This is a genomic window from Candidatus Riesia pediculicola, from assembly GCF_002073915.1.
Classification (GTDB): Bacteria; Pseudomonadota; Gammaproteobacteria; order Enterobacterales; family Enterobacteriaceae; genus Riesia; species Riesia pediculicola.
In genome coordinates this window covers 239,098-252,458 of record NZ_CP012841.1, presented here as the reverse complement: position 1 = coordinate 252,458, position 13,361 = coordinate 239,098, and the positions used below count along the sequence as shown (strand labels likewise).

Annotated in this window: 10 protein-coding genes and 5 tRNA genes; 2 read left to right on the top strand and 13 right to left on the bottom strand. The window is 28.9% G+C overall.

Annotation, left to right across the window (positions count from 1 at the left end; genetic code table 11):
* Window positions 1–40 precede the first annotated feature (40 nt).
* From hflC to orn, 5 genes are all read right to left on the bottom strand, one after another.
* Window positions 41–1,045, bottom strand: coding sequence for a protease modulator HflC (hflC, locus tag AOE55_RS01165; RefSeq protein WP_013087770.1), 1,005 nt, complete (start codon window positions 1,043–1,045; stop codon window positions 41–43).
* Between the two features lie 9 nt (window positions 1,046–1,054).
* Complete coding sequence (gene hflK / locus AOE55_RS01160; RefSeq protein ID WP_013087540.1) at window positions 1,055–2,281, bottom strand: FtsH protease activity modulator HflK; 1,227 nt, start codon at window positions 2,279–2,281, stop codon at window positions 1,055–1,057.
* A gap of 379 nt (window positions 2,282–2,660) precedes the next feature.
* Window positions 2,661–3,557, bottom strand: coding sequence for a tRNA (adenosine(37)-N6)-dimethylallyltransferase MiaA (gene miaA, locus AOE55_RS01155; RefSeq protein ID WP_257787994.1), 897 nt, complete (start codon window positions 3,555–3,557; stop codon window positions 2,661–2,663).
* A gap of 456 nt (window positions 3,558–4,013) precedes the next feature.
* Window positions 4,014–4,085, bottom strand: a tRNA-Gly gene (locus AOE55_RS01150).
* Between the two features lie 64 nt (window positions 4,086–4,149).
* Entirely contained in the window at window positions 4,150–4,704 is a 555-nt protein-coding gene (gene orn, locus AOE55_RS01145) for an oligoribonuclease (RefSeq protein WP_013087623.1), read from the bottom strand.
* 465 nt (window positions 4,705–5,169) lie between these two features.
* Here orn and asd point away from each other — a divergent pair, with 465 nt between their 5' ends.
* Entirely contained in the window at window positions 5,170–5,925 is a 756-nt protein-coding gene (gene asd, locus AOE55_RS01140; protein ID WP_196769132.1) for an archaetidylserine decarboxylase, read from the top strand.
* A gap of 18 nt (window positions 5,926–5,943) precedes the next feature.
* On the opposite strand, the gene AOE55_RS01135 is transcribed toward asd, so the two are convergent.
* The 8 genes from AOE55_RS01135 to trxA all read right to left on the bottom strand — a co-directional run bounded on the left by AOE55_RS01135 (window position 5,944) and on the right by trxA (window position 12,627).
* Window positions 5,944–6,774, bottom strand: coding sequence for a Cof-type HAD-IIB family hydrolase (locus AOE55_RS01135; protein ID WP_013087396.1), 831 nt, complete (start codon window positions 6,772–6,774; stop codon window positions 5,944–5,946).
* A gap of 282 nt (window positions 6,775–7,056) precedes the next feature.
* Window positions 7,057–9,012: a UvrD-helicase domain-containing protein gene (locus AOE55_RS01130; protein WP_013087902.1), complete on the bottom strand. Its 1,956-nt coding sequence runs from the start codon at window positions 9,010–9,012 to the stop codon at window positions 7,057–7,059.
* A gap of 118 nt (window positions 9,013–9,130) precedes the next feature.
* Window positions 9,131–9,973, bottom strand: coding sequence for a diaminopimelate epimerase (dapF, locus tag AOE55_RS01125; RefSeq protein WP_013087851.1), 843 nt, complete (start codon window positions 9,971–9,973; stop codon window positions 9,131–9,133).
* A 258-nt stretch (window positions 9,974–10,231) separates the two neighbouring features.
* Window positions 10,232–10,305 (bottom strand) — tRNA-Pro (locus AOE55_RS01120).
* Window positions 10,306–10,323: 18 nt separating this feature from the next.
* Window positions 10,324–10,396, bottom strand: a tRNA-His gene (locus tag AOE55_RS01115).
* A gap of 15 nt (window positions 10,397–10,411) precedes the next feature.
* Window positions 10,412–10,484, bottom strand: a tRNA-Arg gene (locus tag AOE55_RS01110).
* 296 nt (window positions 10,485–10,780) lie between these two features.
* A complete protein-coding gene (gene rho, locus AOE55_RS01105) occupies window positions 10,781–12,040 on the bottom strand; it encodes a transcription termination factor Rho (protein WP_013087676.1) in 1,260 nt (419 codons plus the stop codon).
* Window positions 12,041–12,300: 260 nt separating this feature from the next.
* Window positions 12,301–12,627, bottom strand: a complete 327-nt coding sequence (gene trxA / locus AOE55_RS01100) for a thioredoxin (protein WP_041855229.1) — start codon at window positions 12,625–12,627, stop codon at window positions 12,301–12,303.
* Between the two features lie 526 nt (window positions 12,628–13,153).
* Here trxA and AOE55_RS01095 point away from each other — a divergent pair.
* A tRNA-Trp gene (locus tag AOE55_RS01095) sits at window positions 13,154–13,226 on the top strand.
* Window positions 13,227–13,361 lie beyond the last annotated feature (135 nt).

The window sequence follows — 13,361 nt, the reverse complement described above, 5'->3', positions numbered from 1 at the left end:
TAAAACCTTTACATCTTAAATTTATCATGTTTCAAAAAAATTAATTTTTTATATTTGAAGATCGCATATATCGGAAGAAACTCGAACTTGTTCCCAATATCATTAAATTGTTTTTTCTTTTTTTACCAAAATTTTTTTCATAAGCTTTCAAGATTCGGAAGAAAGAATAAAATTCTGGATCCTTATCAAAAGCCTTTGCATATAAGTGAGCAGCAATGGCATCCCCTTCTCCTTTTAATCTCAATGATTCACATTCAGCAGCTGCCAAAATTTCAGTCACTGATTTATCTGATACTGCTCTAATCTTCAGAGCTTCTTCTTTTCCTTGAGAACGATGTCTTCTAGCTACAGATTCTCTTTCTGCTCTCATTCTTTGATATATAGCTTCAGATACTTCAGATGGGAGCTCTATTCTTTTAATTCTTACATCAACCACTTTGACTCCCAATATCGCCATGCTATTCGAACTGACATCTCTTTTGAAAATCTGTCTTCTTTTTTCTTCTGAAGATTCATAGAATGGATTTGACTGATTCATTAAATCCTTTGAAGGATCTGTGATAGTTCCGTGGTTCAAAGAATCCCTTACATCGATGGTCATTCTTCCTCTAGAATCCATAATAATATTTTTAACATTTAACCTACCAAATTCTGATCGTAGACGATCACTAAATTTCCTTTTCAATAACGTTTCGGTCTGATCAACATCTCCTCCTCCAGTAGCAACATAGTACTTACTGAAATCAATGACTTTCCATTTTAAATAAGAATCTACTATCAGATCTTTGTTTTCTCGAGTGAGATATCTATCTGCTTGTACATCTACTGTTCGAATTCTAGAATCCAACATCTTCACCTTTTCAATAAAAGGAGTTTTCAAATGAAGTCCAGGTTCATATATAATTGGCTTCCCATCTTTTCTCAAAACTTTTCCAAATCTTAAAATGATTCCCTTTTCTATCTGATGAACAATAAACACCGATTCGTATAAAATACTAGAAATGATCAGAAATGATATTGATCCAATTAAAAATTTCTTTATCATATATATCTCTTATCTACCCTTCCTAACTTTTTGGGTGTGTACTTTCGCTTCTGGAGTATTTTTTAAATTTTCGGTATAGTCATAGATGTTTGTCGAAATGTTTGATCCAACAGAATTTTTTAGATGACTGAAATTGTCTTGTTTCTTTCGATATTCTATATCTTTGTATAGATTACTTTTCGGAAAACTATCATAAGGGATTAAGAAAATATTGCTTTTTTTTTCGTCAATTAGAATAATTTGGTTATGATCAAATACCCTCTCCATAGTTTCTATATAAATTCTTTCTCGAGTTATTTTAGGAGAAATTTTATATTCTGGTAATATTTTAGAAAAACTCTCTATTTCCCCTTTAGCTTTCAAAACTACACTAGTTTTATATGCTATTGCCTCTTCTATCAATTTCTTAGAATTTCCGTTAGCTATTGGTATTACCTCATTACGATAAGCTTGAGCTTCTCGAATGGTTTTTTGTTCTTCCTCTCTTGCTGCAATGACATCATCAAAAGATGCTTTTACAGCTTCAGGAGGACGAGCTGTTTGAAAGTTTACATCTAAAATCGATATTCCCATTTCGTATGGCCTAATTATATTTTCCAATTCTTTCTTAGTTTCGTCTCGAATAATTGCTCTTTGTATTGTCAAAACCTTCTCCATTTCAGAAAGCCCAATGATTCCACGAACGGCACTATCCACTGCTTGTCTCAAGCTATTTTCCGGATCAATAACGTTAAATAAATACTGAGATGGATTTTTAATTCTGTATTGAACATTCATCTCTACCTGAATGACGTTTTCATCTGAAGTCAACATCATTCCGCTGGTCACTTGTTCTCGAATTGTTTCAACGTTTATCGGAACAACCCTTTCCGCAAAAGTATACTTCCAATTGAGACCTGGTTCTACCGTACGATGATATTTTCCAAATCGCAATATCACACCCCTATCACTTTCCTTGATTGTGTAGAATCCACTTATGATCCAAGAAATCAATATTATTCCAAATAATATTTTGATCCAATTTTCAATTGGAACGTTTTGATTCAAGTTTCTTTCTTTTTTTTGAAATTTTTTCACAAAGTCAATCAACTTGTCTATTAAACTACTAGCAATTAACTTCACACCCATATTTTCTGTTCCATCTTTTCTCTTTCGTCGATCCCATGGATTCTGATCGCTTCTCAAGTTGCATAAGTTCTGGAAATTCGAATATATTTTCCTCTTATATAAAGTCATAGGAACCTAACTGAAAAAATTGAAAAACAAATTCATAATTTTTTATGACCGAAATTGATTTTTTAAAATATTAGAATTCATAAATGATACAACCTATCCCAAGTCTTTGAAATGACTCTGACATACATCGTTAAATGTTTCTTTCAATTAAAAACAGGATACTATCATATATCAAATAATTCGTTCAATCTTTATACAAAGTCAAAAAATTATTAAAACAACTATCCAAATAGAAAATTGGTCTTTTCATTGATCTTTTGATAGTGATTTAATGAGAAAGTTTTTATTTAAAAGAAAATCGAACATTCATTGAAAAGTTTAGTTATGGTAAGATTAATTTCTTTAAATTCTCCGTAAAACTTAAAACAGAAAAATATAGTTAAGAGTCTATAAAACAAGCCACCTTTTCTAAAATCTTATTTTGTTCATTAAAATCAAATAAATGGAGATCTTTCCAGTTCTTTATCCAAGTCATTTGTTTTTTCGCGAATCTTTTCGTAGCTTTTATACTTTCAAATATCATACTTTCGTAACTTATTTTTCCAGAAAGATAAGACCACATCTGACGGTATCCTATGGAACGAATAGATGGAAAACTATCATTTAGATCTCCTCTATGGTATAAAAGATTTACTTCTTCTTCTAGACCAGATTTTAACATTTTGAAAAAACGATCTCGTATACGACAATATAGATCAATTCTATTCTTTGGAAGAATTGCAATTTTTAGAACTGGGTACAGAAGTCTTTCATAATTATTGAAATCTTCAATATTCTTGTTAGAAATCAAAAAAACCTCTATAGCACGCAATGTCCTTTGAAAATCGTTAAGATTAGATGAAATTTTCAATTTTGGATGAATCTTTCTAAAGATAGAAAGTGTTTTTTGAAGTCCAAATCTTTTCACGAAGTTACGTAAGATCTTTCTAATTTCTAGGTTGGATCTAGGAAGAGATGGGTCCAAACCTCTTAAAAGAGCATGAAAGTATAACATTGTTCCTCCTATTAATAAAGGCGTCTTCTTGAGAAGAATGGAGTTTTTGATTTCTAAAGTTGCATCTCTTAGAAAGTTTGATACAGAGTAATAATTGGAAGGATCAACTATATCAATCAGACGATGAGAATAATTATGTAACTGATCAGGAGTTGGTTTAGAAGTTCCTATATCTAAACCCTTATATATTAGACAAGAATCTACACTGATAATTTGTATTGGTAAAATTTGGTTCAGGTGAATTGCCAATTCGGTCTTACCACAAGCAGTTGGACCCATTATGAAAACAATTTTTTTTTTAAATCTTTCATTGTTACTTAATATTTTTCGACAAAGGTAAGTTCATAAAACATCAATTCTTTCTCTATTTTTCGGAAAAATTTCAATTCTTTCAAACAATTTAGATAGTTTCATTAACTTATCGGTTTTTAAGAAAAAGAAACTTGAATTTTTCCAACTGGTTTATGAAAGATAACATAACTCCTCTTTCATTCAAAAAATGAGTGAACATCATTTCTCTAGATTTAAAAAAAACTTTCTGTTCTCTCAATACCTTCTTTATAAAAGAAGCGTAAATCATAAAATTTTTCCAATTATAATGACAAAAAATCCTAAAAAACTATCATTTATGTTTCTTTCCAAGAAAATAACAGATTATAGAGTATAAGAATCTTTGAAAAATTTTACATCCTATCAATAAAATTTAAAGATGCAAAACTCATTACAAAATTCAAAAAAAGCGGGAAACGAGATTCGAACTCGCGACCTCAACCTTGGCAAGGTTATGCTCTACCTCTGAGCTACTCCCGCAGTTTTATAAAAATAAAAAAACGATTGTTCAATTGATTTCAATTTTTTTTAGGAGAATGAGTGATTAGAAACGAAAATCTTTAATAAAATGTTTTCGATAGAAAATTAATTCTTCGATGGAATTTTTTATGTCTTGTAATGCTCTATGAAAGTTTTTTCTAAAGAAATTCTCCAATATATCTGGTTTCCAACGTTTTGCCAACTCTTTTATCGTGCTGACATCTATATGTCGATAGTGGAAAAATTTTTCCAAATTTGGCATATATTGAAATAAGAATCTTCGATCTTGATTGATGCTACTTCCACACATAGGAGAAACACCTGGATGGATCCATCTTTCTAGAAATTGAATTGTTTCGGTCTCTGCTTTTTTTTCGTTAAATAAGCTACGTTTTACTTCTTGGATTAATCCATTTTTTGTATGAGTATTTTTGTTCCACTCGTCCATTCCTTCAATATATTTCTCTTCTTGATAAATGACAATAGAAGGACCTTCAGATAAGATATTAATTTGAGAGTCAGTAATTATTGTAGCAATCTCTATAATTTTATCTCTTTTTGGATTTAATCCGGTCATTTCTAAATCTATCCAAATTAAATTTTTTTTATCTCGTAGCATTTCGTATTTTTCCAAGCTTTTGATTGGTTTTTAAAGAAGTGTTAAAAATAAACTGAATGTTTGATTATATCGAATAAAACAGAAAATGAATATAAGAATATAAAAGTTTCTGAAGAAAAGAATCTTTTTTGATACAATTTATATCTCCAAAAAATAGAATTTTTATTAAGGTGGAAATTGATATTTGAAGAGAAAAATTTTATCCTATTTTTATTTTCGTATTATTTTAACACCATCAAATCGTGAGGTGTTTCAAAAAATTTTTCTATAGCTTATTTTATTATTTCTTTTGAGAAATATATCATTATTAGAATCTAAAAAAATTGTTTCCATCAAAAGATTAATTTTTCATTTGTTATATTGTTGAAGAAAATGGTAAAAATTTATTTTTTTCTTTTAAAAAGAGTGTTTATAAAGATTATCAATTTTTTTTCAAATCGAAGGATTCCTTACATTACCCGTTTAATGATATTGTTTTTCATTAAATTATATAAAATTGATCTTAGAGATCTGAAGTATAAAAATTTATCTCACTATAAAACTTTCAATGATTTTTTTGCAAGAAAATTAAACGATGATGCGAGAAAGATAGGTAAAAATGATCTCCATTTATCTTCCCCCTCAGACGGAACTATCAGCGCTCTTGGAACAATACTTCAAAGAAGTAATCATTGTCAGATGATTTGTGTAAAAAAAAAGTTGTATGATCTTAAATTGCTTATATTACAAGATAAATATTTGAAAGAATCGTGCTCATATGGTTCTTTCATAACAATTTATTTATCTCCAGGTGAATATCATCGAGTTCATACTATTTCGAAATGTTTATTAAAAAAGCTAATATATGTTCCGGGAGAATTATTCTCAGTAAATCCGAAAAGATCTTCGGAAATTTTTGATGTTTTTATAAAAAATGAAAGAATGATTTTCTTTTTCGAGACTGACTTTGGAAAAGTTTTGTTAATATTAGTTGGTTCAATTTTAGTAGGCGGAATTGAAACAAGATGGAACGGAGAACTTCAAAAATCAGAAAATAATTCGGTATGGACTTTTGAAAACCAATCAATTTTTCTTAAAAAAGGAGAAGAGATAGGATATTTTAAGTTAGGAGGGTCTACAGTAATTTGTATTTTCGAAAAAAATAAGTTCGTACTAAATCAATATTTAAAGGAAGGATTGAAATTAAAGATGGGTGATCTATTAGCATATGTTAAAAAATAGTTGTCTGAGACGATTGTCTCACTCTATGAAATTCTTTCTTAGATAATGAGAGACAGATTCATCTTTATTAGATCCAATTATTTCGAAATCAGGTAAGCTCTTGATCAATGATTCATGAGAATTTTCCATTAAACAACCCTTTCCTACAGTTTTTAACATGTCATAGTCGTTCATTCCATCTCCAAAAGCAATACAATCTTGTAAACTATATCCTAATAAATTAGCAACTTTTTTTAAAGCACTTCCTTTAGAAACCCCCCCGTCAGTTACTTCTAAACAACTGTGAAAAGAGAAATTTACATTTAATCTTTTACCCCATCTCTTTTTTATTTTATCTTGTAGAAAAGCAAGTAAATTCTGATCATTACAAGTAAAATAAACTTTACTTACGTTATTTTTTGGAAAATTTTCCAAATTAAAAATTTGATAGTTAAAGGAAGATTCCTGAAAAAAGTTTTTTTGTTCCGGACTGTCTCGATTGACGAACCAATGACAACTGGAATAAAAGTGAGTTAAAATATTCGGATTATCAAACTCCATCTTACACAAATCATATACAATTTTTCGTTCCAGATCTTTTTTGAAGATATTCTTTCCGGATGGATCATGTATTCTAGATCCATTAGAAGTGATCATATAACCATTGATATCTAATTTTTTTCGAATTCTTTGAACATCGATATAGTGCCTTCCAGTAGCAAAAACTATATGAACATTCAAATGTGATAAGATTTGTAATGTTTCTATTGTATGAGGAAGTAAGGTATATTTTGGGGATAACAAAGTACCGTCTAGATCCAATGCAACAATAGAATACCTGTTCTTCTTCTTTTTGTAGTTGTAAATCATTTTAAGTTCTAGCAAATTGATTTTTGGTTTGTTAACTGATCATTTTAATTTTTGAAAGAAGATCAACTCAATATTATTAAAATCTTCATTTTAACAAAAATGAAATTTCTTTTATAAGAAATTTCACGAAAAACTCAGTATTCTTTTATTCGACAATTCTCATATTTTTTAAATTCATTCAAATCAGAATATGTTTTTAGAGATTCGAAGAATTGGAATTCAACCAAGTCTCAATTTTTTATCTTTATAAAGAGCTAAACTTCTTTTCAGAGATTTATGAAATCAATTCAAATTTTTAAAGTAAACGTACTGAACATATTTTTGTGGGATTTCAAAAATAAAACGAGAAGGGATATTATTATGACTTTTTCTTCCTCGATCAAAACGACTTGAAACACACGTAAGTATCAGTTTTTTCATTGCTCTAGTCAACCCGACATAAGCCAATCTTCTTTCCTCTGCTATTTCTTGTTCTATGTCTGTTCTTACAGGAAAAGTGCCTTCCTCCATACCAGAAATGAGAACAAATGGGAACTCTAATCCTTTTGAAGCGTGTAATGTCATTAAATTTACAGCATCTTGATTTTTATCTTCATATTTTTTTATACCATTACTCGATGATAGTATGGAATAGGAAAGAAAAGAGTGAAATAGCTCTGAAGGAGTTCTCTCGTCTCTATCTTCGCAAAATTTTTTTATAAAGTGAACTAAAATAGAAATGTTCTGAATTTTCATTCTAGAGATTTCGTTCTTTTTATTCTCATACATTTTTGATAAACCAGATCGTCGAAATATGTAATCGACCTTTTGATCGATTGACATTGATTCACTTTCCTTATCCATCAAGTTGATTAAATCTAAAAATCTTTTGATGGATGTTTTTGAATTTTTTTTTAGTAAATTTATATTTAACAATTTTTTACAGGTTGTCCACATATCCGAACTATATTCTTTAGAAGCATTTCGGATTATGCTTATTGTTTTTTTTCCAATTCCTCTTGTTGGCGTATTGATAATCCTTTCGAATGATTCATCATCTTTTCTATTAAATATCAAACGCAAATAGCTCATGGTTTCTTTTATTTCTTGTCTCCTAAAAAAACTTATATCTCCATGTATATGGTAAGGAATTGAGTATTTAATCAAAGCTTCTTCTAAAAAATGAGACTGTCTTTTTTTTCTGTAAAGAATAGCACATTGACTAAATTTTCCACCTAATTTATTCCATTCTATTATATTTTTTACGATATATTCGGATTCATCCAACTCATCATTTCCATAATAGATATAAATTGGATCACCAAATTCGATCTTCGTCCACAACGTCTTTCCAAGTCTATTTTTATTATAAGAAATCAAAGCATTGGCCGATTTTAAAATATTTTTTGTAGATCTATAGTTTTGTTCAAGACGAATAACGGTAGAATTCGGAAAATCCCTTAAAAAATATTTCATATTTTTTGGGTTCGCTCCTCTCCATCCATATATAGATTGATCATCATCTCCAACAATAGTAATTCCAACACTTTTTTGAAAAATCATTCTGATCCATTTATATTGTAATTTACTGGTATCTTGAAATTCATCTATAAGAAAATGAGTAAAACGTCTTTGATACAATCTTAAAAGACTTGAATTATTCAGAAACAATTCATATGCTCTCAAAACTAATTCTGGAAAATCTACTAATCCAGAATGATCACATATTTTTTGATAAGTTAAATATATTTTAAAATAATCCATATTCGAAGAATCGATACGATTCTTTTTTAAGATATCCTTCGGACGTATTCCTTTTTCTTTATTTTTATTAATATACTCCGTTGATTTTTGTAAAAGTCCTCTTTTATGTTCTAGTTGAGAATCTCTTATTGCTTTTCGAATGAAATATTTTTGATCCTCACTATCTAAAATTTGAAAATTATAAGGCAAATTTACTTCAGAATAATGAACTCGTAAAAAACGGTATGCTAAACCATGAAACGTATCAATGATTAAATTTTCCTGACATAGGTTGATGATATCATTCACTCTTCTTCTGATTTCCAGTACAGCTTTATTTGAAAAAGTCAACGTAAGAATAGAAGTTGAAGAAACACGAATTTTTTTTAAAAGCCATATTATTCTGTGAACTAAAACTCTTGTTTTCCCGCTACCTGCACCTGCTAAAACTAATATGTTCTCCTCGGAAGGAGCTGTAACTGCTTCTTTCTGTTTAGAATTTAGTTTCTCTATCATGTTGATTTTAAAATATTCTTATTTGATATGAATAGAAGACATTAAAAAATTTTAATAATATTTTTCATTTCTCTAATTTTTAAAAATTCTTCTTCAAAAAAAACTATTAATAATCAAATTAGATAGAAATCGATCCATCATAAACATATGTAGCAGGTCCAGTCATAAAAATTGGATAATCTCTTCCTTTCCAATAAACTTTTAAATATCCTTCTTCTGAATATACAAAAACCAGATTATTTAAAAATCCGTATTTAATTCCAAATGCTACAGAAGCACAAGCTCCACTTCCACAAGATTTTGTTTCTCCAGAACCTCTCTCATATACCTTCAAAAAAATCTTCTTTCTATTAATAATCTGCATTAAATTTATATTAATTCCTTTCGGAAATAACTCATTTATTCTTAATGAAGAATGAATCAATCTGAAGATTCTAACAATTTCTTTCGAATCTTGTATGATAAAAACCAGATGAGAATTTCCTATATTCACCATTTCAAAATGGTTGTATTCCTTTTCAAAAGTTAAAAGTTGTCTTAACCATTCTTTTTGAAAGACAGTCAAAACTTTTTTTGAAATGAATCTGGGAGTTCCCATATTGACTGTAATTTCTTTTCCTCTATCTTTAATAGAAGTGATTACTGTATGTTTCTTAGTTCGGATGATATGAAATGGTTTCTTATTGATGTTGACATAGATGTATTTTGCTAAACATCTAAAACCATTTCCACATTGAAAAGATTCGGTTCCATCCGAATTAAATATCTGACAATAAAAATCAAATCTTGAAGAGTGAGACTCTCTCAAGATCAATAATTGATCAAATCCTATACCCAAAGTACGTCTTGCAAACATCCTAATGATTTTCGGTCTAGGGAAAAACTTTTGATGAATTGTATTTACAATAACAAAGTCGTTTCCTAAACCATGCATCTTTGAAAAAAGTATTTTTTTTTTCATTTATATTGAGTCAAATACTAAATTCTTAAATAATTTTAAATAAATTAATATGTTTTCTTATAGAAAAACGACTTAAAAATCCGATTAAAAAATTTTAAGAAAATCTTTTTTTTAATGATATCAATTTATCGAACGTTAGAAGAGAAAATATTTTAAAATACTTTAAGATTGAACGATTTTTTCAATTATCGATTATTTTGCATGAATAACAAGTAAGATCAATGAAGTTTTAAATAAAAAATCTTTGTTATACATGAATCGGCGAGAGAGGATTTGAACCTCCGACCCACTGGTCCCAAACCAGTTGCGCTACCAAGCTGCGCCACTCGCCGAATCTACAGAATTTCTAGGGTGACTAGTGGGATTCGAACCCACGACTTCCGGAACCACAATCCAGGGCTCTACCAACTGAGCTATAGTCACCAAAAAAATTTTTCTTGCGTCCGACAGGATTCGAACCTGCAACCTCTATCTTCGGAGAACAGCGCTCTCTCCCATGAGCTACGGACGCATGAAAAGATCAAAGTAATCCTTAAACTATGTTAAATGTCAAAACCGAGTGTGTAAAATATATTAATTAGAAACTAATTTGTGTTTTTCTTATTTTATTATTCAGCAAAAACATACAAGAATAAAATAAATTTTACTTAACAAAAAATTTTTATTAAAACACTTTCTGATTAATATAAATTTGTTTTTTAAAACCTATTTCTGATCCTATAAAAACAATTTTTCTAGAAAAAACTTAATCTCATCTCATTTCTCACAGATTTCTTAATTTCTAAGAAAAAATTTTCTTCTGTTCTTTTAAGAACGTTTCATGAATTCAAAAAATTCTCTGTTAGTCTTCATCATAGATAATTTATTAATTAAAAACTCCATTGCATCAACTTCATCCATGGGATGAATAATTCTTCTCAAGATCCACATTTTTTGTAGTTCATTTTTGGTAGTTAATAGTTCTTCTTTTCTAGTTCCAGAACGATTGTAGTCTATTGCAGGAAAAATTCTCTTTTCTGATATTCTTCTAGATAAGTGAAGTTCCATATTTCCAGTTCCCTTGAATTCCTCATAAATCACATCATCCATCTTGGATCCTGTTTCTATTAGAGCTGTGGCAATAATTGTCAAACTACCTCCTTCCTTGACATTACGAGCAGCCCCAAAAAATCTCTTTGGTCGATGTAATGCATTAGCATCAATTCCTCCAGTTAAAACTTTCCCAGAAGAAGGAATAACAGTGTTATACGCTCTAGCTAATCTAGTAATTGAATCCAAAAGAATTACAACATCTTTTTTATGCTCGACTAATCTCTTTGCTTTTTCGATTACCATTTCAGATACTTGAACATGTCTAGAAGCGGGTTCATCAAAGGTTGAAGCTATTACTTCTCCATTTACTAAACGTTGCATTTCCGTTACTTCTTCTGGACGCTCATCAATTAACAATACAATTAAAACACAATTTGAGTAGTTACTTTTAATATTTGCAGCAATATTTTGCAAGAGTATCGTTTTTCCTGCTTTTGGTGGAGCTACAATCAATCCTCTTTGACCTTTTCCAATTGGCGCAGCTAAATCCAAAACTCTAGCAGTTAAATCTTCAGTAGAACCGTTCCCACGTTCCATTCTGAATCTAATGTTAGCATGAAGAGGAGTGAGATTTTCAAATAGTATTTTATTTCTAGAATTTTCCGGTTTATCAAAATTTACTTCATTGACTTTCAATAAAGCAAAATATCGTTCTCCTTCTTTTGGAGGCCTAATTTTTCCAGAAATAGTATCTCCTGTTCTTAAGTTAAATCTTCGAATTTGACTTGGAGAAACATAAATATCATCCGGTCCAGCGAGATAAGAACTATCAGAAGATCGAAGAAAACCAAAACCATCTTGTAAAATTTCTAGTACACCATTCCCAAAGATGTCTTCTCCACTTTTTGCATGTTGTTTTAGTATTGAGAATATAATATCTTGCTTTCTCATTCTAGCTAAATTTTCTAATCCTATTTTTTCTCCAAGAACGATTAACTCAGATACTAATTTATTTTTTAATGCAGTAAGGTTCATATATCTACTCTATTTTTTTGAAGATTATATAGGGTAATTAATCAATTTTTCAAAAAAAATAATGACTTAGTTATATTCAATAAAGTTTTCATAAAGAATTGCGATTCTTTCTCACAGATAGCACAATTTTGAAATTACGAAGATTTATTTAATTCTTTTAAAAGTGGATTAATTTGACAAACTATCCGTCATATGGATTATTCAGTATGAAATGAAAATTCTGAAAAATAAAAAGTCTTACGTACTTAGTTTGAAAAAAATTAAGTATTTCTTTCAATAAATTGTTCTAATTGATTCATAGAAATCGATCCAACTATTCTTTCTACTTCTTTACCTTTCTTAAAAATAATTAAAGTTGGTATACTGCGAATATCATATTTAGAAGAAGTTTTGAAGTTCTCTTCAACATTTAATGTTGTAATTGAAATCTTCTCTAAGTATTCATTTTTTATGTTTTTTATAACATCATGCATATTTTTACAAGGTGTGCACCAAGGCGCCCAAAAATCAACTAATATTACTTTTCGAGAGTTGGTTATATATTCTTCAAAGTTAGAGTCAGATAAGCTTAATAAGTTTTCTTTCATCTCCTTTACCGAAAAAGTTTTGATACAATCGATTCCGTCAATCATCATCAATACAAGATTGGAAATTAAAAATTTATTTAAAAGTCATTACTGATAAAAGAAGGAAGCTCTATATTAAATCAATTCCTCGTTTTTAACAACATGTGTAATGAGATTTATTAAAAAAAATATAAACAACTGTTTACAAATCTATTAGTTTATTTACTTTTCTTTGAATTATATTTTAGATCAAAAAATAACTCAAACTAAACGAAGATTTAGTTGATTCCATAAAAATGTGTAAAGCACTTTTTTTATGATTCATAAAAAGATAAGTGACAACTTCATAAATAGTGGTTCTGCTTAACATTTTCATATGCAATAAAAAATGATAAAATCTTTCAATTTATCAATTTTTGTAAAAAAATAATTAAAGTTTTTCAAAAGTTATATTTTCTAAATCCAGTCTTATAACTGAATATTAGATCAGCATTCTTTTAAAAAATAGATAACTTGTAACTTTTAAAAAATATTTTTGAAAAAAAGGAAGGGCGTAATTCAACTGGCAGAATATCGGTCTCCAAAACCGAAAGGTAAGAGTTCGAATCTCTTCGCCCTTGCTTTTATTGAAAAAAACTATCAGTTTATTTTTAAAATAGCAAAGCATTGTTTATATTTTTATCGAAACTGATTTCTCTTTTTATCTTATATTCTTGAAACAACGTGAAATTACTTTACTATTTCTTTTATTAATG